This window comes from Flavobacterium sp. GT3R68, from assembly GCF_007109225.1.
Taxonomy (GTDB): domain Bacteria; phylum Bacteroidota; class Bacteroidia; order Flavobacteriales; family Flavobacteriaceae; genus Flavobacterium.
Genome location: NZ_VJZK01000004.1, coordinates 277,528 through 297,804, shown reverse-complemented (window position 1 = coordinate 297,804; position 20,277 = coordinate 277,528). Strand labels below are relative to the sequence as shown.

The window sequence follows — 20,277 nt, the reverse complement described above, 5'->3', positions numbered from 1 at the left end:
AACAAAAAAATCCGTTTCTAGTATTTAGAAACGGATTTTTTTTTATAAAATCGTCTTACTTCTTAGCGTTCAGTTTACTGTTTTTATATCCATAACAGAAATAGAACACCAAACCGATTAATAACCAAACTCCAAACCATTTCCAGTTGGAAACTGCCATTCCGGTCAATAAATAGCAGCAGGAAATCAAGCCCAATAGTGGGATTAAAGATAAGTTTTTAAGAAACGATATGACTGCCATTACGATACATAATATAAAGAATATGACCATAGTGATATTGGTTGCCATTTTATCGCCAGAAAAATCAAAAGTCTCAGTAAAGAATGTTGGAAACAGATAATAAATCAAAGCGGCTGATCCAACAACAATTACAGGGAAAATAAATTTGGAATTGATATACGGAATTTTGAATTTACCCTTGGTCTGACGCTCTGCGATTTCAGCCTCACTTTGTGGCGATAACATTAAAACCCCACCGCACACCAATACAAAGGCAAACAAAGTCCCAATACTGGTAAAATCCAATACAAAGTTTTCGTCCGTGAAGAAAATTGGGACACCCACAACCAATCCTGTCACGATAGTGGCAAAACCGGGAGTTTTATATTTTGGATGAATATTGGCAAATTTCTTCGGCATTAATCCGTCACGACTCATGGTCATCCAGATACGGGGCTGTCCCATCTGGAACACCAACATTACACTGGTCATCGCCACTACCGCTGCAATTGACACAATGAATAACATCCATTTTACACCTTTCAATGCAAAAATTTCTGCCAAAGGATCGCTTACACCTAATAAAGTATAAGAAACCATACCGGTAATAATTAACGCCAGGATAATATAAACAACGGTGCATATCACTAAGGAGTAAATCATACCACGCGGTAAATCCCGTTGCGGATTCTTGCTTTCTTCTGCAAGGGTCGACACTGCATCAAAACCAATATAGGCAAAGAACACTGCCGAAACACCGCCCATAACTCCTTTAAAACCATTTGGCATAAATGGAGTCCAGTTGTCAATATCAATGTAAAAAGCACCCACGATAATAACCAGTACAATAATAACCAACTTGATCATTACCATAATGTTACTGATATTCTTGGATTCTTTTGTACCTCTGTAAACCAAATACGTAATCAATAAGTTAATAACAACGGCCGGCATGTCGAATATCACTTTCAAACTACCGATCATTGGGGCATTTTGCCACGCTGAGAATCCTTCTCCGGCTTTATTCTCAAGAAAAGCAGAATGTGCCGACTGGTAATTGATTGTCAGCCATTCAGGCAGATGAATCGAAAAGGTTTCCAATAGGTTGGTAAAATAACCGCTCCATGAAAAAGCGATATAGATGTTTCCAATCGAGTATTCCATAATCAACGCCCAACCGATAATCCATGCAAAAATTTCCCCGAAAGAAACATACGCATACGTATAAGCGCTGCCGGAAACTGGAACACGGGAAGCAAATTCCGCATAGCACATGGCTGTAAAACCACAGGCAATGGCACAAATAACATAAAGAATTACGACACCAGGACCTCCTGAAAAACAGGCATTTCCAATAGCACTGAATGTTCCTCCACCAATAATAGCAGCAATTCCGAAAAAAGTAAGGTCACGAACAGTTAAAACTTTGTGAAGACCGGAATGTTCTTCACCATCGCCGCCTTGTTTTAATATAGTTGTAGTGGATTTTCTTCTAAATAAGTTTGAAAAGGACATAAATAATTTTTCTTCTAAAGTGTTGGTTTTATGGCAAAGTATCGGTCAAATTAGTATCGATACTGCGTTTTTTTTAGCAAAAACAAATATATAAAACCAATTCTAGAAATAGAGGTTTGTCCAATAAAATTTAAATGGCTCGTTTCAATCGTCAAAAACTATCACTTCATAAAAATATATAATTGAAATCGATACTATAGTACTGAGCGTATTCCCTATTTTTGCATCATAAAATTTAAACATTAACATTAAAAAATATAATTATGTCATTAGTAGGTAAAAAATTTCCAAGCATTGCAGTTGACGCCATTTCTGAAATGGGGGACAACATGAAAATCAACATTTTCGAAGAAGCTACCAAAAACAACCAAAAAGTTTTGTTATTCTGGTATCCAAAAGATTTCACATTCGTATGCCCAACGGAATTGCATGCATTTCAGTCTGCGTTGCCTGAATTCACAAAAAGAAATACTATCGTAATTGGCGCTTCATGCGATACCAACGAAGTTCACTTTGCGTGGTTGAACACACCAAAAAATAATGGTGGAATTGAAGGAGTGACCTACCCTATTTTGGCAGACACTAACCGTAATTTATCTAATATTCTTGGAATCCTTGATATTGATTCAACCGGTTACAGTGACGAAACTGATTCGATTATTATTGAAGGTTCAAACGTAACTTATAGAGCTACCTATTTGGTTGACGAAACCGGTAAAATTTTTCACGAAAGTGTAAACGATATGCCATTAGGAAGAAACGTAAACGAATACTTACGTCTGATTGATGCATACACGCACGTTCAGACTAAAGGTGAAGTTTGCCCTGCGAATTGGGAAGAAGGTAAAGAAGCGATGCATGCAACAAGAGAAGGTGTTGCGACTTACTTAAACAACTAATTCGCTATGTTAATTGAATTAAACGAAGACACCTTACAGGATTTGGTTACCAAAAACGAAAAAGTAGTCGTTCAATTTTCTGCTTCCTGGTGTGGAAACTGCCGCATTATGAAACCTAAATTCAAGAAATTAGCTTCCGAAAATGAAGGGATTGCTTTTGTTTTGGTCGATGCTGAAAATGCTCCGGAATCCAGAAAGTTAGCCAACGTAAGCAACCTGCCTACTTTTGCGACTTTTATCAACGGTAAATTGGTCAACGAAACCCAAACCAACAAAGCTGAAGTTTTAGCCGAATTGGTAAACGAAATTCTATAAAGATGAAATTACCCGTAATTAAACATCTGACCCAATTTATTGAAGATAACGATCAGGATTACCTGATTGAAACCATTGAAGTACTGGAAGCATTAACCGAAATCCCTTCATTAAAAGATGAAGAACTAGATGTAATCGGCGAATTGATTTCCAATATGTATGGTGCGCTTGAGGTCAATAAAATGGTCAAAGGCGGAATGGATAAAAAAGAAGCGCTGAATGGTTTCATGCAACGCGTTTTAGGTTCCATAGATAAGTAAACTTATAAATAAAATTCACTTGAAAACTCTTCTGATCCGTCAGAAGAGTTTTTCTTTTTTAAGTAATTTTCACAAACATATTTTTCATACTTTTGAAGCTCAAAAAAAATCTAAAAAAATGGCATCTATAACCCTTGCAGGAAATCCTATAAACACTAATGGTGAATTACCAAAACCCGGTTCTAAAGCAACCGATTTCAAATTGTTGAAAACCGATTTATCGACTGTAAGCTTATCTGATTTTGCGGGAAGTAAATTGGTCCTGAATATATTTCCAAGTATCGATACCGGAACGTGTGCGACTTCTGTTAGAAAATTCAACGAACAGGCCAGCACATTGGATAATACCAAAGTATTGTGCATATCAAGAGATTTACCTTTTGCACAGAAACGTTTTTGTGGTGCTGAAGGACTTGAAAATGTCGTTAATCTTTCTGATTTCAACACTGGGGATTTCGGTAAGAACTACGGATTGGAAATTACTGATGGCGTACTTGCCGGTTTACATTCAAGAGTTATTATTGTAATCGATGAAAACGGAACAATTACACATACTGAACAAGTGAGCGAAATTGTGGATGAGCCTAATTACGATTCTGCTTTAGCTGCCCTTTAATATCAGATAATGGAATTTCAAAAAGACAATACTTTTTTTACCGGCAGGTTAAAAAGCATGAACTTTGCCCTTAAGGGTGCATTGAAGCTGATAACTACGGAACATAGCGTAATGGTTCAGTTCTCACTGGCTATTTTACTGATTTTTGCTGGTTTTTACTTTGAAATTACGGCCTCCGAATGGATGTTTCAGACCTTAGCAATTGGGTTGGTACTTGCTGTGGAAAGCCTGAACACTGCCGTCGAAAAGATAGCCGACTTCATCCATCCCGACTATCATGAAAAAATCGGTTTTATTAAAGATATTGCCGCCGGTGGAGTTTTTTTCGCCGCAATGGCAGCAATAGCCATTGGGTTAATGATTTATGTGCCCAAATTTTTATAATGGTAAAAATTCAATTTTAATTATATATTTTTATAGCAATTATCACAACAACGAATGGCAAAAAAGGTAAAAGATTCATCTTCCGATAAAAAAACTGAAAGTAATTCTGAAGGTAAAAAACCTTGGAAAATAACCCGCCAGCATAAAATCCTGATTGGAAGCGTATTCGTTTTATTTTCAATCGCTTTGCTACTGGCTTTTATTTCATTCTTCATCCACGGACAGGAAGATCAAAGTGCAGTTAACGAACTGACCGACCGTTCCGAAACCGTAAATAACTGGTTAGGTAAGTTTGGTGCTTTCCTGGCCGACCTTTTTATTTACAAAGGATTTGGTGCTGCTTCATTTTTATTTGTCAAATTATTTTTTCTGACCGGAGCGTATTTAGTTTTGGACATATCTGTAAAAAAACTGAAAAGCATCTGGTTCTGGGACTTATTTGTAATGGTGATATTGTCAGTTCTGTTGGGGTTTTTCGCAACTACTTTACCTGAATTAGGCGGTACCATCGGATATGAGTTGAACATTCTTTTACAGGATTACATCGGTAAATCCGGAACGCTATTAGTGTTGGTTTTCGGTTTGTTGATTTACCTGATTTTTAAAATCAAAATATCTCCGGACGCTATAAAATCTTTTTTCGAAAGCACTAAAAAAGAAATTGACGCCGATTTGACTCCGGTTGTGACCGAATCCCAAAGCATTTATAATTTGGAGGAATTTGCCGTTCGTGAAGAAGAACAAGAAGAGGAAGAATTATATGCAGAACCGGTATTAAAACCCGTTTCCCAATTTGAAATTAATCGAGAGGAATTAAAACCTACCATTAATAATTCTTCCGAAATAAACATGTCACCAACATTGAAGGTCGCACCTACTCCAATACCATTAACTATGGTAGCTGAACCGGAAATAATCACAACTAACGACGAATCATTTGTGATTGAAAAAGCACATGAAGAGGATGTCGTCGAAGAAAATCAGGCTTCCCGTTTGGTGGCCGATTTTGGATTGTTTGACCCTACTTTGGATTTATCCAATTACAAATTCCCAACCCTGGATCTATTAAAAGAATATTCTTCAGGAGGGATTACTATCAATCAGGAAGAACTCGAGGAAAATAAAAACCGGATTGTAGAAACCTTGCGTAACTACAAAATCGAGATTGCGCAAATTAAAGCGACGGTCGGACCATCGGTAACTTTATACGAAATTGTTCCTGAAGCTGGAATCCGTATTTCAAAAATTAAAAGTCTTGAGGACGATATTGCGTTGTCGCTTTCGGCATTAGGAATTCGTATTATTGCGCCAATTCCAGGAAAAGGAACCATTGGTATTGAAGTTCCGAACAAAAATCCAACGATGGTTTCGATGAAAAGTGTGATTGGTTCCGCTAAGTTTCAGGAAGCCGAAATGGAACTGCCAATTGCTTTGGGAAAAACCATTTCAAATGAAACCTTTGTAGTGGATTTGGCTAAAATGCCACACCTTTTAATGGCTGGTGCAACCGGTCAGGGTAAATCGGTGGGTTTGAATGCGGTGTTGACTTCACTACTTTATAAAAAACATCCCGCGGAAGTTAAATTTGTTTTGGTGGATCCTAAAAAAGTGGAATTAACGCTTTTCAATAAAATAGAAAGACATTATTTAGCAAAATTACCGGATGCGGGAGATGCGATTATTACTGATAATACCAAAGTAGTCAATACGTTGAATTCGCTTTGTGTCGAAATGGACAACCGCTATTCCTTATTAAAGGATGCGATGGTCCGGAACATTAAGGAATACAACGATAAATTCAAATCCCGAAAACTGAATCCTGAAAATGGGCATCGCTTCCTGCCGTACATTGTATTGGTAGTTGATGAGTTTGCCGATTTGATTATGACTGCCGGAAAAGAAGTGGAAACCCCGATTGCGAGATTGGCACAATTGGCCCGAGCTATCGGAATCCATTTGATTATTGCCACGCAAAGACCATCGGTAAACGTAATTACCGGGTTGATTAAAGCGAATTTCCCGGCAAGGATAGCTTTTAGGGTAACCTCTAAAATTGACTCCAGAACTATTCTGGATACCCAAGGAGCGGATCAGTTGATTGGTCGTGGGGATATGCTTTATACAAACGGGAACGATGTGGTGCGTGTTCAGTGTGCATTCATAGACACTCCGGAGGTGGAAAAAATTACCGAATTCATTGGTTCACAAAAAGCATATCCGGATGCATATCTGCTTCCTGAGTTTGTTGGGGAAGAAAGTGGCATTACTCTTGATATGGATATATCAGACAGGGATTCGTTGTTCCGTGAAGCCGCTGAAATAATAATAACGGCACAACAAGGTTCGGCATCACTTTTGCAAAGAAAACTGAAACTGGGTTACAACCGCGCCGGAAGATTGATTGATCAATTGGAAGCCGCCGGAATTGTAGGACCTTTCGAAGGCAGTAAAGCCCGAAGTGTCAACATTCCAGATTTAGTAGCTTTGGACCAATTTTTCAACAATGAACAAAACTAAATTAAAATGAAATCAACTACACACAAATACGAGAACAAAAATAACGGAAGCATGACCAAAAAATTTCTTCAAATTACTTTACTGTTACTTTTCGGCTTTAGTGTTCAGGCACAAGATAAAAAAGCCAAAGAGCTTTTGGATGACGTGACTTCTAAAATTAAGAGTTACGAGAATATTGTCATTGATTTTAAATATTCACTGAATAATTCCAAAGAAAATATCAATCAGGAGAGTAAAGGAAATGTTACGATGAAGAACAATATGTATGTGTTGAATCTGATGGGTGTTACCAAAATATACGACGGAAAGAAAACCTATACAATCAATCCTGAAGATGAAGAAGTTTCGATTACCAAAGTGAATGAGAAAGATGACAGCGCGATTACACCGTCAAAGATGCTGACTTTCTTTAACAATGGGTATAAATACACTTGGGATATACTTCAGAATGTAAAAGGAAGAAAAATTCAGTATATTAAATTGATTCCGATAAGTTCAAGAGATCAACGAAAAGAAATCCTTTTAGGTATTGATATTCAGACTAAAAATATCTACAATTTAATTGAAATTGGAAAGAACGGAACAAAAACAACTTTGACTGTTAATTCTTTTAAAACCAATCAGCCATTGTCAAAAAATCAATTTATATTTGCTGAGAGTAAGTACCCAAATTACTACATCAATAAATTAGATTAATTTGAAGTGAAGATTCTTGACAAATACCTTCTAAAAACATTCATGATTACATTTACTACGGTATTTGTAATCTTGTTTTTTATATTCATACTGCAAACCGTCTGGCTGTTTATCTCCGAATTGGCAGGTAAAGATTTGGATTTTGTCCTGATCATCAAATTCCTTCTTTTTTCGATGCCAAGGATTATTCCATTGGTACTGCCACTATCTGTGTTACTTGCGTCGATTATGACTTTTGGCAACCTGGCTGAAAATTATGAATTTGCCGCGATGAAATCTTCCGGAATATCCTTGCAGCGAGCGATGAAGAGCCTGACGATATTCATTTTATTGCTAAGTGCCCTGGCCTTTATTTTTGCCAATAATGTGATTCCGTATGCCGAATATAAATTCATCAATTTCCGGAAAAACATAGCACAAAGAAAACCTGCAATGGCTATTGCCGAAGGACAGTTTAGCGAAATTGGCAATTACAGTATTAAAGTCGACAAGAAATCCGGAGAAAACGGAAATATACTTAGCGGAATTACTATCCACAAAAAATCGGATCAGGGTATTGGGGTTAATACCGTTATCCGTGCCCAAAAAGGCGAATTGGTCAGCAGCGAAGATTCAAATATTTTAAAGCTTGTTTTATTCGATGGCTACTATTACGAAGATATTATTCCGAAGAAATACGAAGAACGAAAAAATATTCCTTTTGCAAAAGCCTCCTTCAAAAAGGATATCATCAATATGGATTTATCCATTTTAAACAAAGTGGCTGATGATGGTAATATCTCGAATACCAATACGATGCTGAATGTAAACGAATTGACCTATACTCTTGATTCGTTGCATAAAAATTACAATAAGGATTTGACTTCTTTTGCTGAAAATATTTACCAACGAACAGGTGTTACTAATATAACTCTTACTCCAACAGTCAAATCAGGCAAAATTCCGGAAAATTTATTGTCATTATACAACGCCGCCGAGAAAGTAAATATTTTACAGATTGCCAATAGTAACGTCAGTAGTACCGGTTTCTCCATTGAAAGTTCTAAAGATGAGATGAATTTCAAGCGCAAAAATATCAATAATCACTGGCTGGCATTATATGATAAATTTGTAATTACATATGGGTGCATTCTTATGTTTTTCATAGGGGCTCCGTTGGGTGCCATCATCCGAAAAGGAGGTCTAGGATTACCGATTGTTTTTGCTGTTTTAATATTTATCACTTTTCATTTTATCAATACTTTTGGAAAAAGATTGGCCCAAGAAGACGGAATTTCTCCATTTATGGGAGCCTGGATGTCCTCATTTATACTTACTCCACTTGCCATTTTATTGACCTATAGGGCTACCAATGATATTGGATTAATCAATATGGATATAATCCTGCAGCCATTTCAAAAACTTTTTCAGAAATTATTTCCATCCCAAACATAAATACCATGTTAATCGAGAACCTTAAGCTCAACACCATTGAAGAAGCTATTGAAGATATCCGTCAAGGAAAAATAATTATTGTTGTTGATGATGAAGACCGGGAGAATGAAGGTGATTTTCTAGCTGCCGCTGAAAAAGTAACCCCAGAAATGATTAATTTCATGGCTACACACGGAAGAGGTTTAATTTGCGCTCCATTGACCGAAAGCCGTTGCAAAGAATTAGGACTTGGCGTAATGGTAAATAACAACACCGACCCCATGGAAACAGCCTTTACCGTTTCAGTGGATTTGAGAGGTAATGGTGTTACTACAGGAATTTCGGCATCAGACAGGGCAAAAACCGTTTTAGCCTTAGTTGACCCAAATACAAAACCACACGACTTGGCGCGTCCCGGTCATATTTTCCCATTAATAGCAAAACAAGGCGGAGTTTTAAGAAGAACCGGACATACAGAAGCCGCTATTGATTTTGCACGTCTGGCAGGTTTTAAATCAGCTGGTGTGATTGTAGAAATCATGAACGAAGACGGAAGCATGGCCCGGTTACCGGAATTAGTGGAGGTTGCCAAAAAATTTAATTTAAAATTAGTATCGATCGAGGACTTGGTAGCTTACCGGATGCTTCACGATAGTCTTATTGTCAAAAAGGAAGATTTTGATATTGAAACGCGTTTTGGAACGTTCCGCTTAAGAGCCTATCAGCAAACGACAAATAAGCAAATACATGTTGCCTTAACAAAAGGCACTTGGAATTTGGGTGACCCGATATTAACACGCATCAATTCAACTTTAGTCAATAACGATATCTTGGGAACGCTAACCAATAATGCGGACAAAAAACTGGACGATATGTTTACACTGATCAATGAAGAAGGCCGTGGTGCCATTATATTCATCAATCAGGAGTCACAATCGGCCAATTTACTTAACCGGATTTCAGAATTAAAATCGTTGCAACAACAAGGAGTTTTCAAAGCGCCAAAAATCATAATGGACAATAAAGATTTTGGAATCGGTGCACAAATCCTGCACGATATTGATATTTCCAAAATTAAATTAGTGTCCAATACCGAACAGACCAAACGTGTCGGAATGATTGGTTACGGACTTGAAATCACCGAATACGTTCAATATTAGAACCGAAAAATCCACTTCATTTTTTATATTCGAAAATAAATTGCTTCTAAACCATACGAAATGAAACGGTTAAAAATTAAGACATTATTTTTCTATAACTTTTAAATAAAAATGTTTTAGAAATCAAAAAAGGTTACTATATTTGCACTCGCAATCAGCAATGAGGGCAACATACTGGAGAAATGGCAGAGCGGTCGAATGCGGCAGTCTTGAAAACTGTTGACTGTAACAGGTCCGGGGGTTCGAATCCCTCTTTCTCCGCAAAAAAACCCGAAACGAAAGTTTCGGGTTTTTTGTTTTCAGTGTCACTCCAACTCTGCAATTTAATCGTTAAACAGAGATTCGCCAAATAAAAGGAATAAATTGAATAGCTTTACGAAACAATTAGATTAATCTGAATAGCTGAAAATTCTGTAAGGTGGATTTTATAAATTTAAAATCAATGAAACAAAGTATAATACTAATATTACTTTTGTTCCAAAACGTCTACTCCCAAAATACGCATGTGCTGTTCGGAGAACGCGACTTGAGAGACAATAAATCGGCTATCTATTTTGATAAGGACGGTAGCATTTATCCTGACTATTTAATTCCAGACACTGCCTTGGCAAATAGTGAATCGTCATTGCTGAAATGGTATAAAGCTAACCCGGTAGATTTTTACAATATTGCAAAACTTTACAAATGTCCATTTACAATTTACAATGACGAAAATTTTAAAATTTTAAATGATTCCATTGCAAACAATCTAAAAAAGAAAATCATCCGTAATGGATCTTATGCCACTTCGCTGACATTCTTGATTCATGGCTTCAGAAAACCGTTCAATATCATCAATCATGATCGCCCGGCTGGTACTGATTTTAAGACTATGATAACAACCCTTGATAAATATCTGACTCCGACCTCATATGTAGAGGTTTATTGGGATGGCCTTTATGGATGCTGTTTTTCAGCAAAGGCAAGTGAAAACAAAATTTTATTCCGACTGTTTGAGGAAGCGCAGAAAAATAATACTATAAATGTTGGAAAAAGCTTAAAAATGATCATTTCCGACTTAAATTCAGGAACGATTAATATCGTTAGCCATAGTTTGGGTGCAAAAGTGGCCGCATACGCACTTTTTGACATTGACAACGACGGACACAAAACCCCTGCTAATAATATTGTCAATATTTATTTAATCGCTCCTGCTATTGCAGCTGATATAATTTCCAATAATTATTATAAAAGAAATTCTACAATAGATTATAAGTCGAAAGACAACTACAGGCTTATGATTGCCTATAATGAAAAAGATTTTGTGCTCCGAAAAAAAGACAATAAAGTAGGACTGTTTGGACCTGGACCAAAAAAATATGGCAATACAACCCTAGGATGTAATTACCATAATGAAGCTGTAAAATTAAAGATGCTTTTCGAAAAACAATTTCCTAACTCCCCAATTAAAATGGCCGACTTAACTTTTGTTGATAAATGCCATCACGTAAGATGTTATTTCGATGATGACAACCTGAAAGGTCTCTTTACATTTTAAATTAGTGACAATTTAAAATGTATTTGTAACTTTAATAATCTAAAATTTTCAACCATGAAAAAATATCTAATGCTATCGATATTAAGCTTCTGTATATTATCCTCCTCATGCAAAAGAACAGACACTGTACCGGAAAGCACCCCTATAATTGATACGGTATCCACTATACAGCCCACTGTAAAAGCTGATGACAATTTCATGAAAGCAATGAACACGATGATTGTAAAAATGAATGCTATTAAAATGACCAATGATTATGACTTTGATTATCCAAAAATGATGATTGTACACCATCAGGGAGCAATCGACATGGCATTAATGGAAGTCGAAACAGGTACCGATAAAAAAATTAAAGCGATTGCTCAAAATATAATCGTTGTAAAAACGGAGGAACAGTCGACCCTGAAAGAGATCTTACAGGATGCAAAACCAAAAAAACATAAAATCAAAGAAATCCATCCTGAAATGCAAAACGCAATGGCGGCAATGATGAAAGAGATGAAGGCGATACAATTGACAGGCAATACCGATAGGGATTTTATAACTATGATGATCCCCCATCACGAAGCTGGAATTGAAATGTCAAAAAGTTTATTTTTTCACAGCAAAAATACGCAGTTAAAAAAAAGGGCTCAAAAAGAAATTAATGAGTACACCAAAGAAGTAAAAGAATTTCAAAACTGGCTTTCAGTACATAAATAAAAGTATATCGAGACCTCGTATGCAAGAATCCCTCGGTGGGTTATCTTAAATAACCTCTGACCCTATTGACAATTTGTTAATAGGGTCTTTTTTTATGAACCCACTTCCGTTTTGAAACTGCTGTGCTATTTGTGTAACAATGATAATCTTTTGTGTAACATTTAACAGTTTTAATAGGGCAATCTTTGTCCCATGAGATTTACGCTCTGTAGCTCTCAAAAAAATCCCAATTATGAAAACAATAAAACTTTTTAAAATTTTCACCTTCATGGCACTACTTTTTGTCTTTGCTTGTGCGGAGGATGACTATGTTGCTACTGAAGGCTTATGTCCTACTGTAGCCAGTACTACGCCAGCCGACAATGATGTGAATGTTCCCCTGAATCAGGTGATATCTGCAACATTTAATAAGCTGATGGATACAAGTACTATTACTGCAACTTCTTTTACAGTTAATGGACCCAATCCAATTGTCGGTGTGTTAACATTTGACTCAACGGCAACTGCAACAACAGTGCACTTTACTCCTTCTTCTAACCTATTGTTAAACACGACGTACACAGGTATCATTACCACGTCAGTAAAAGATACTATGGGAAATGCAATGCAGGTAAATTATGTATGGAGTTTTTCAACAGGAAATTCGATTATACCTAAAGTAATTGCTACTGATCCAATCAATGGATCTACTAACGTTCCGCTTAACAAAATTATTACGGCTACTTTCAGCCAGATAATGAATCCGGCAACAGTTACTCCTGCTTCATTCCGTGTTTCTAACGGAACTGCCAACATCACCGGAGCATTTACTTTTAGTGGTGCCAAAGTTATTTTTACGCCTTCAGCCCAATTAACGGCTAACACGAATTATACTGCTACTATTACAACAGCAGTTAAGAATTCAAATGGCGTTGGTATGACGACTGATTATGTTTGGACTTTTTCTACTGGAACTACTTTAACACCATTGGTTCTGGTTACCAACCCTGTTAATTTAGAAAATAATGTTCCTCTGAACAAAATAATTACCGCTACTTTCAATCAGGTGATGAATCCTGCTACAGTAACCAATGCATCATTCAAAGTGATGGATGGCGGAACTCCTGTTAATGGAACATTTTCATTCTCCGGAGCGACGGTTCTTTTTACACCTTCTGCTACTTTAATGTCAAATACTACATATACCGCTACGATTACAACAGCTGTGAAAAATAGTGCTGGTGTTGGAATGACTAATGATTATGTTTGGAGTTTTACTACATTGGCTTCTACTATAGGCGGTCCTGATGTGCGTAGCCTTTTAAATGTTGGTGGTCTTGGCGGTAATGCCGGGATAACGAATCAGGGACTGAACACTGTCATTAATGGTGGAATTGCAACTACAGCAGCTTCTACTCTAGTGACTGGTTTTCATGATGGCCTTACTGCGGATGTTTATACAGAAACCCCTCTTAATAAAGGACTGGTTACCGGAGGTATTTTTACAGCACCGCCATTTCCTGGAACTGCCACTTCATTTGCCTTCGCACAACAGGCGGTAATGGATGCCAATGCATTATACAACGATCTTTCTCCTGCCTCAATGCCTGGTGGAATTGATCCTGGAGCCGGACAATTAGGTGGTTTAACATTGCCTCCCGGAATTTATAAAGCTGCTGGTGGATCATTCGGCATTGCAGGTAGTAACCTGACACTGGATGCTCAGGGCGATCCGAATGCAGTATTTGTATTTCAGTGTGCCTCTGGATTAACTGTTGGATCTGCGGGTCCTGCTGGTGCCCGAAGTATTATTCTGATTAATGGTGCTTCTGCAAAGAATGTATATTGGCAGGTAGGTAGCGCAGCTACAATTAATGCTGCTGGTGGTGGTGTGATGGTAGGAACTATTGTCGCTAGTGCCGGTGTAACACTTTCTACTTCAGGTAATGCGGTACAGACTGTATTGAATGGTAGAGCGATCTCACTGGTAGCTTCTGTGACTATGGTGAATACCACAATCAACGTTCCGCAATAAGAATCTGAAGATTCCCTTATAATTATACAATTAACATAAAGATATTATGAAATTAAAAAATAAAATACTGTGTACAGCTGTTCTCCTTTTAGGAGCGCAGTCAATCATCGCACAAAATGAAGAATATACGAAACCATCGTGGTTCTTCGGTGTAGCAGGTGGCGCAAATATGAATTTCTTCACCGGTACGACCCAACAATTGTCGGATGATTTTACAGCACTTACCCCTTTCCATAAGGGGTATGGTACTGGCTTGTTCATCGCGCCTTTACTTGAATACCATAAACCAAATACGGTTTTTGGATTTATGTTTCAGGCGGGTTTAGACAGCCGAAGAGGTTCTTTCAAACAAGTTACAGCGAATAGCTGTGGTTGTCCTGAAGATTTGAAAACTGATTTGAGTTATATTACTGTTGAACCTAGTTTGAGAGTCGCTCCTTTTAAAGGGAACTTCTATCTGTACGGTGGACCAAGAGTAGGTTTTAATATCAAAAATGCATACGAGTACCAAACTGGCATCAATCCCGCTTACCCCGATCAGGAGCCATTACCGGCTGTTAACGGCGAATTCAGTAATACGAAAGATGTAATACTGTCCATGCAGATTGGTATGGGATATGATGTAGCGTTATCGTCTCAAAAGAACAAGACACAATGGGTACTTTCTCCTTTTGTAGCTTTCCATCCTTATTTCGGTCAAAACCCACGTTCTTCTGAATCCTGGTCGGTTTCTACTCTTAGAGCAGGTGCGGCATTGAAATTCGGTCGTGGTACCATGGTTGTAAGTACTCCGGTCTCTTATGGTTTTACAATTAATTCTCCGGACAACAGTGTGGTAGAAGCCAATGTAAGAGAAACGTTTCCTTTACGTAATTATGTGTTTTTTGATTTAGGTTCAACAGCTATTCCGGCTCGTTATGAATTATTGAACAAAAATCAGGTTACCGATTTCAAGGAAAATCAATTGGATGCTTTTAAACCAAAAAATCTGTCAGGTCGCTCTACCAGAAGCATGACGGTTTATTACAACATACTTAATGTTTTAGGTGACAGAATGCAAAAAAATCCGGCCGCTACTATTACGTTGGTGGGTTCTTCTGAAAAAGGTGCTGCAGATGGTAAGTTAATGGCTCAGTCTATTAAAGATTATCTAGTGAATATTTTCAGCATTGATGGTAACAGAATTGCTATTGAAGGTAATGATAAACCAAAAATCCCTTCGGAACAACCGGGTGGCCAATTGGAATTGGATTTACTTCGTGCCGGAGACCGCAGGGTTTCTATTGAAAGTAATTCACCCGATTTATTGATGGAATTTCAAAGTGGCCCTGGGGCGCCTTTAAGAGGTGTCGAAATTGCTCCACTGACCGTTGCTCCTGAAAGCAGTTATGTTACACTTAGTGTGAAAGGTGCTGAAAAAGCCTTTACAAGCTGGACCGCTGAAGTGAAAGATGTGAATGGAAAAGTAAAAACTTTTGGTCCTTACAATCAGGAAGAAGTTAAAATTCCCGGTAAAGATATCTTAGGTACAAAAGAACAAGGTGATTATAAAATTACGTTGGTTGGAACCAGTGCTGATGGTAAAGTTACCAGAGAAGAACAAAATGCTCACGTGGTGTTGTGGAAACCTTCTACTCAGTCTGAAAGTATGCGTTTTAGCGTTATCTATGAGTTTAACAGCTCGGATGCGATTGCGATATACGAAAAGTATTTATCTGAAGTAGTAGCTCCAAAAATCCCGACAAATGGTACTGTGATCATCAATGGATATACCGACAGTATTGGTGAAGAAAACAACAACACTGCTTTATCTACTGCAAGAGCTAATGATGTGAAACAGATTTTGCAAAGCAGTTTAGCAAAAAGCGGTAGAACTGATGTGACCTTCAAAGTGAATGGAAATGGGGAGAACCCGGAGTTACAGCCTTTTGGAAATAGACTCCCTGAAGAACGTTTTTACAATCGTACTGTAGTGATTGATATTATACCTAATAAATAAAGACTTTTTGTTTTGGGAGAGAAAGGGGCAAGGATTTATTCTTGCCTTTTTTTTATGCTTAATAGTGAACTGAAGTTAGTTTTAGATTGGTGCGTTTGCCATTTAGATATATGCTTTCGTAACTTAGAATTACGCCAATGTAACTTAGTATTATGCCTCCGTAACTTGGAATTATGCCTACGTAACTTAGGATTAAGCCTACGTAACTTAGAATTAGGCCTCCGTAACTTAGAATTATGCCTCCGTAACTTGGAATTATGTTAACGTAACTTAGAATTACGCCTCCGTAACTTGGAATTATGCCTTCGTAACTTAGTATTATGCCTCCCGTGGCTGGGATACATGCCCTCCATGCTTAAAACAAAAAAACACCATGCTATTATCACATGATGTTTTATTATCGGTTAACAAGTAAAGAAAGGAACTTACATTCGGTCCATGTACCAGTTTAATTGTTTTTCTATCTTTTTGTATTTAAAAACCGTAGCAATTATTTTTTGCAGACGCATAAAAGCCGTTTCGCTTTTCACCACATAATCAGTGGCTTTATGGTGCATACAATTAATAGCCACATCAATCTTATCCTGAGATGATAACATGATTACCGGAATATTAGTATTGAATTGTTTTATGGCATCTAAGGTATCCAAACCGTTCATGGCCAATTTATCAATACCATCCAAATAGTAATCCAGAATAATTACATCCGGTTGCTGGGACAAATTCTGTATACACAATTCGCCTGTGGCAAAAGTTTGTATTTCAAAATCGCCGTGTTGCATAAATTCTATTTCTAACGATTTAAGAAATAAAGCATCATCGTCAACTAAGAACAGTTTTATTTTATTTTCAGTTTTCATTAGTTAGTAGTTTTTAAATTTTTAAGTTCCAGGTGTAATTCTTCATAAGCATTATTACAAACCGATTCGAGTTGTAATACCAATTCATTGATTTCTCCGGAGAGTTCTAAATCGGCAGCATAACCCTGAATTTTCATGGCAATTTCTTTGTGATCAGGACTTAAGCCCATAATCGCAAATGAAGGCATCATTTTGTGTGCTGCGGCCCGCAAAGCGGTCCAGTCTTCGGATAGCACACTTTCCTTCATCGAAGTAATTAATGGCGGTGTTTGTTTCAGATAAACATCTATCATTTCCGACATCAGCACCGGATTTGCTTTCGTTAATTTGGTTAAATATTGCAAATCAACATATTTCACTTTTTCTATGGTCATCTTTCCTTTCATTTCGTGTTCTATAATGACTACAGGTTTTTTTATTAACCCGATTATTTTACTGTATAACAAGCGTTCATCAACTGGTTTGGATAAATAATCGTTCATACCCACCGCTTTACATTTTGCAAGATCGACTGTCGTCACATCCGCAGTAAGTGCCATAATCGGAATATCCGAGTGCATAACATTCCGGATATATTCGGTTGCTTCGAATCCGTTCATTTCGGGCATTTGCAAATCCATCAGTATGATATCATACGTTTTGGTCTCGAGTTTTTCGATAGCTAATTTACCATTGGCGGTAATATCACATTCAAAACCAAAATCATCCAGTAAGGTTTTCATCAGTAGTTGGTTAAGCTCCATATCTTCCACAACCAATATTTTTATGTCTTTAGTTTCACGTTGCAATTCTAAAATCTCCACATCGAGAACCGCTTCTGCATTGGTCTTCCGGAAGGGTAGAACAAAACTGAAATCAGAACCTTCATTAAGAACACTTTTCACTTCAACACTTCCGTTCTGGGCATCAACCAACTGTTTTACAATGGCCAGTCCTAATCCGGTTCCGCCGTATATTCTTGACGTTTCGCTGGTTGCCTGTTGGAAATTTTCGAAGATAGAATCCATTTTATCTTCTTTGATTCCAATTCCGGTATCAGCAATAGAAAATTGAATGTTCATTTCATCCTTCGTTTCACTTAATAACTTTATAGAAACAGTAATTTTTCCTTTAGAAGTAAATTTGACCGCATTACTCACTAAATTTAAAATAATTTGGTGCAATCGAACCGAATCACCGATCAGGACTTCCGGAATGTTTTTGTCATAAACGGTAACTAATTCTAAATTCTTTTCTTTGATTTTGGTTTCAAACAAATGCAGCATAGCTGAAATAGACAAAGATAGTTTGAATGGCGTTTGCTCGAAAGACATTTTTCCGGCATCTACCTTTGCCAGATCAAGAATATCATTGATCAGCACAATCAAGGCATCACCACTCATTTTTATAGCGGTAAGATATTGTTTTTGCTTGGCCGACAAATCTGTTTTGAGCACCACTTTTGTAAATCCGATGATGGCGTTCATTGGAGTACGTATTTCGTGGCTCATGTTGGACAAAAATTGCTGTTTTGACCTAACGGAATCTTCTGCAATTTTTGTGGCTTCTTCGGCTTTGGTTTTAGCTTCTTCGGCAATCAATGTGGCTTCCTCAGCAAATATTTTTGCTTCCAGGATTTCTTTTTGAATAATCTTTTGTTCGGTAATATCTCTGGCCACCACTACGGCTCCGAGTACATTTCCCTTGTCGTCTTTGTAAACCGAACCGTTAAACAAAACGTCGGTGCGCTGGGCGCCATTAATGGTCAGTGGGTAATCCGTAACAAATCCGTTGGCGAAAACCTCCTGGTAAACATCCCGTGCCTTTTCATGTTCCGTAAAATAATCAAAGAAATCACTGTCGATCAATTCCTGACGCGGTGTTTCTGTAATTTTGGAAAAAGCCTCATTCATATCGGTAATTTTCCCCTCAGGACTAATGGTAATCAAAGGGTCGAGACTCGCTTCAATAATACTTCTTGCGTAATTGGCAATAATTAATTCGGCTGCACGTTTCTCTTTCTCATCATTTTGAAAGGCCAGTTCTTTATTGGCAATAATTAATTCAGCGGCACGTTTCTCTTTTTCATCATTCTGAAAAGCCAACTCTTTATTAGCGATAATCAATTCCGCGGCACGCTTTTCTTTTACTCTGTTCTGATAGGCTAATTCAACATTGGCTATCACTAATTCGGCAGCACGGCTTTCTTTTTCGTCGTTCTGAAAAGCCAATTCTTTATTGGCAATAACTAATTCGGCGGCGCGGCTTTCCTTTTCATCGTTTTGAAAAGCCAATTCTTTATTGGCAATAACTAATTCGGCGGCGCGGCTTTCTTTTTCATCGTTCTGAAAAGCCAATTCCTTGTTGGCAATAACTAATTCGGCGGCACGGCTTTCTTTTTCATCGTTCTGAAAAGCCAATTCCTTGTTGGCAATTATTAATTCAGCAGCGCGATTTTCCTTTTCTTCATTTTGGAACGCTAATTCTTTATTGGCATTACGCAAATCGACAGCCCATTTTTGCTCGGCAATATCCCGGGCAACAATAACAACGCCTAATACATTCCCCACATCATCTTTATAGACCGATCCATTGAATAATACATCAGTTAATTTTCCGTCTTTATGCCTTATGGTCAAGGGTAAGTCCACTACAAATCCTTTGGAAAAAACATTCTGGTAAACTTCCCTGGCCTTTTGTGGCTCTGTAAAATAATCAAAAAAGTCGGAACCAACCAGTTTATCACGGTCAATCCCTGTAATATTAACGGTTGCCTCATTCATATCCGTTATTTTTCCCTGGTTGTTAATCGTCACTAAAGGATCTAAACTGGCTTCAATCAAACTAAGTGAATATTGGGAAAGAGCTTTTTGAGAGGCTGAGATTTCTTTAAATTCTTTATTTCTAATTTTCTGGTTCCTGGTAATGATTACGACCAATGCAATAATTACTATGGTAACCAGCACCAGTAAATTCAAAAGTATATCCGAATTAAATATGATGTTTTCAAAAACAATTTCGGACTGCTGAGTCTGCGCTATACCATCAACAGACGCTTTTAATTTTTCAGTATTCAGATAGAATACGAGAAATAGAACCAGCAGCAGCGTAATTGCTATGTAATAAAGGAAGGTTATTTTTTTTTCTAAAATGTATTTCATAATGCTTTTGGGGTCTTCTGCTCAATTTGA

Annotated in this window: 17 protein-coding genes and 1 tRNA gene; 14 read left to right on the top strand and 4 right to left on the bottom strand. The window is 37.4% G+C overall.

The genetic code is table 11. The features are described 5' to 3' along the window. Positions 1–55: 55 nt before the first annotated feature. Positions 56–1,735 carry an amino acid permease gene (locus FNW07_RS09955; protein ID WP_126744921.1) on the bottom strand — a complete coding sequence of 560 codons (1,680 nt, stop codon included), beginning with the start codon at positions 1,733–1,735 and terminating at the stop codon, positions 56–58. Positions 1,736–1,998: 263 nt separating this feature from the next. Between FNW07_RS09955 and FNW07_RS09950 the strand changes: the two genes are divergently transcribed. From FNW07_RS09950 to FNW07_RS09895, 12 genes are all read left to right on the top strand, one after another. After that, complete coding sequence (locus FNW07_RS09950; RefSeq protein ID WP_126744920.1) at positions 1,999–2,634, top strand: peroxiredoxin; 636 nt, start codon at positions 1,999–2,001, stop codon at positions 2,632–2,634. Positions 2,635–2,640: 6 nt separating this feature from the next. Further along, entirely contained in the window at positions 2,641–2,949 is a 309-nt protein-coding gene (locus FNW07_RS09945; RefSeq protein WP_126744919.1) for a co-chaperone YbbN, read from the top strand. Between the two features lie 2 nt (positions 2,950–2,951). After that, positions 2,952–3,209, top strand: a complete 258-nt coding sequence (locus FNW07_RS09940; protein ID WP_126744918.1) for a hypothetical protein — start codon at positions 2,952–2,954, stop codon at positions 3,207–3,209. A gap of 118 nt (positions 3,210–3,327) precedes the next feature. Then, positions 3,328–3,825, top strand: a complete 498-nt coding sequence (gene tpx / locus FNW07_RS09935) for a thiol peroxidase (RefSeq protein WP_126744917.1) — start codon at positions 3,328–3,330, stop codon at positions 3,823–3,825. Between the two features lie 9 nt (positions 3,826–3,834). Then, positions 3,835–4,209: a diacylglycerol kinase gene (locus tag FNW07_RS09930; RefSeq protein ID WP_126744916.1), complete on the top strand. Its 375-nt coding sequence runs from the start codon at positions 3,835–3,837 to the stop codon at positions 4,207–4,209. Positions 4,210–4,263: 54 nt separating this feature from the next. After that, entirely contained in the window at positions 4,264–6,726 is a 2,463-nt protein-coding gene (locus FNW07_RS09925; protein WP_126744915.1) for a DNA translocase FtsK, read from the top strand. A gap of 6 nt (positions 6,727–6,732) precedes the next feature. Continuing rightward, the gene (locus FNW07_RS09920; protein WP_126744914.1) at positions 6,733–7,422 is read left to right on the top strand and encodes an outer membrane lipoprotein carrier protein LolA; all 690 of its coding nucleotides are present in this window, start codon (positions 6,733–6,735) and stop codon (positions 7,420–7,422) included. Positions 7,423–7,428: 6 nt separating this feature from the next. Continuing rightward, the gene (locus FNW07_RS09915; protein ID WP_126744913.1) at positions 7,429–8,856 is read left to right on the top strand and encodes an LptF/LptG family permease; all 1,428 of its coding nucleotides are present in this window, start codon (positions 7,429–7,431) and stop codon (positions 8,854–8,856) included. A 5-nt stretch (positions 8,857–8,861) separates the two neighbouring features. Next, the gene (ribB, locus tag FNW07_RS09910; protein WP_126744912.1) at positions 8,862–9,995 is read left to right on the top strand and encodes a 3,4-dihydroxy-2-butanone-4-phosphate synthase; all 1,134 of its coding nucleotides are present in this window, start codon (positions 8,862–8,864) and stop codon (positions 9,993–9,995) included. Between the two features lie 176 nt (positions 9,996–10,171). Further along, positions 10,172–10,256 (top strand) — tRNA-Ser (locus FNW07_RS09905). A gap of 181 nt (positions 10,257–10,437) precedes the next feature. Further along, positions 10,438–11,532, top strand: coding sequence for an alpha/beta hydrolase (locus FNW07_RS09900; RefSeq protein ID WP_126742543.1), 1,095 nt, complete (start codon positions 10,438–10,440; stop codon positions 11,530–11,532). 54 nt (positions 11,533–11,586) lie between these two features. Next, positions 11,587–12,234 (top strand): DUF305 domain-containing protein, encoded by a 648-nt coding sequence (locus FNW07_RS09895; protein WP_126742545.1) that lies wholly within the window; start codon positions 11,587–11,589, stop codon positions 12,232–12,234. 45 nt (positions 12,235–12,279) lie between these two features. Here FNW07_RS09895 and FNW07_RS13800 read toward each other — a convergent pair whose 3' ends face one another. Then, positions 12,280–12,504: a hypothetical protein gene (locus FNW07_RS13800; protein WP_185964642.1), complete on the bottom strand. Its 225-nt coding sequence runs from the start codon at positions 12,502–12,504 to the stop codon at positions 12,280–12,282. Between FNW07_RS13800 and FNW07_RS09890 the strand changes: the two genes are divergently transcribed. Both FNW07_RS09890 and FNW07_RS09885 read left to right on the top strand, forming a co-directional pair. Continuing rightward, positions 12,503–14,248 carry an Ig-like domain-containing protein gene (locus FNW07_RS09890; RefSeq protein ID WP_255512745.1) on the top strand — a complete coding sequence of 582 codons (1,746 nt, stop codon included), beginning with the start codon at positions 12,503–12,505 and terminating at the stop codon, positions 14,246–14,248. The two genes, FNW07_RS13800 and FNW07_RS09890, sit on opposite strands and share 2 nt — an antisense overlap. Before the next feature lie 46 nt (positions 14,249–14,294). Continuing rightward, a complete protein-coding gene (locus FNW07_RS09885; RefSeq protein WP_126742549.1) occupies positions 14,295–16,247 on the top strand; it encodes an OmpA family protein in 1,953 nt (650 codons plus the stop codon). A 425-nt stretch (positions 16,248–16,672) separates the two neighbouring features. Here the strand turns inward: FNW07_RS09885 and FNW07_RS09880 are convergent, their stop codons facing one another. Together FNW07_RS09880 and FNW07_RS09875 are read right to left on the bottom strand one after the other, a co-directional pair. Next, a complete protein-coding gene (locus FNW07_RS09880; RefSeq protein ID WP_126742551.1) occupies positions 16,673–17,107 on the bottom strand; it encodes a response regulator in 435 nt (144 codons plus the stop codon). Then, a complete protein-coding gene (locus FNW07_RS09875; RefSeq protein WP_126742553.1) occupies positions 17,107–20,247 on the bottom strand; it encodes an ATP-binding protein in 3,141 nt (1,046 codons plus the stop codon). The genes FNW07_RS09880 and FNW07_RS09875 overlap by 1 nt, the downstream gene beginning before the upstream one ends. Positions 20,248–20,277 lie beyond the last annotated feature (30 nt).

Excerpts from the sequence above, each read along its gene's own strand:
- ribB (WP_126744912.1), top strand. The coding sequence starts at position 8,862 with ATGTTAATCGAGAACCTTAAGCTCAACACCATTGAAGAAGCTATTGAA.
- FNW07_RS09940 (WP_126744918.1), top strand. The coding sequence starts at position 2,952 with ATGAAATTACCCGTAATTAAACATCTGACCCAATTTATTGAAGATAAC.
- FNW07_RS09890 (WP_255512745.1), top strand. The coding sequence starts at position 12,503 with ATGGCACTACTTTTTGTCTTTGCTTGTGCGGAGGATGACTATGTTGCT.
- FNW07_RS09880 (WP_126742551.1), bottom strand. The coding sequence starts at position 17,107 with ATGAAAACTGAAAATAAAATAAAACTGTTCTTAGTTGACGATGATGCT.
- tpx (WP_126744917.1), top strand. The coding sequence starts at position 3,328 with ATGGCATCTATAACCCTTGCAGGAAATCCTATAAACACTAATGGTGAA.
- FNW07_RS09930 (WP_126744916.1), top strand. The coding sequence starts at position 3,835 with ATGGAATTTCAAAAAGACAATACTTTTTTTACCGGCAGGTTAAAAAGC.
- FNW07_RS09875 (WP_126742553.1), bottom strand. The coding sequence starts at position 20,247 with ATGAAATACATTTTAGAAAAAAAAATAACCTTCCTTTATTACATAGCA.
- FNW07_RS09900 (WP_126742543.1), top strand. The coding sequence starts at position 10,438 with ATGAAACAAAGTATAATACTAATATTACTTTTGTTCCAAAACGTCTAC.
- FNW07_RS09945 (WP_126744919.1), top strand. The coding sequence starts at position 2,641 with ATGTTAATTGAATTAAACGAAGACACCTTACAGGATTTGGTTACCAAA.
- FNW07_RS09920 (WP_126744914.1), top strand. The coding sequence starts at position 6,733 with ATGAAATCAACTACACACAAATACGAGAACAAAAATAACGGAAGCATG.
- FNW07_RS09885 (WP_126742549.1), top strand. The coding sequence starts at position 14,295 with ATGAAATTAAAAAATAAAATACTGTGTACAGCTGTTCTCCTTTTAGGA.
- FNW07_RS09925 (WP_126744915.1), top strand. The coding sequence starts at position 4,264 with ATGGCAAAAAAGGTAAAAGATTCATCTTCCGATAAAAAAACTGAAAGT.
- FNW07_RS09955 (WP_126744921.1), bottom strand. The coding sequence starts at position 1,735 with ATGTCCTTTTCAAACTTATTTAGAAGAAAATCCACTACAACTATATTA.
- FNW07_RS13800 (WP_185964642.1), bottom strand. The coding sequence starts at position 12,504 with ATGAAGGTGAAAATTTTAAAAAGTTTTATTGTTTTCATAATTGGGATT.
- FNW07_RS09895 (WP_126742545.1), top strand. The coding sequence starts at position 11,587 with ATGAAAAAATATCTAATGCTATCGATATTAAGCTTCTGTATATTATCC.
- FNW07_RS09950 (WP_126744920.1), top strand. The coding sequence starts at position 1,999 with ATGTCATTAGTAGGTAAAAAATTTCCAAGCATTGCAGTTGACGCCATT.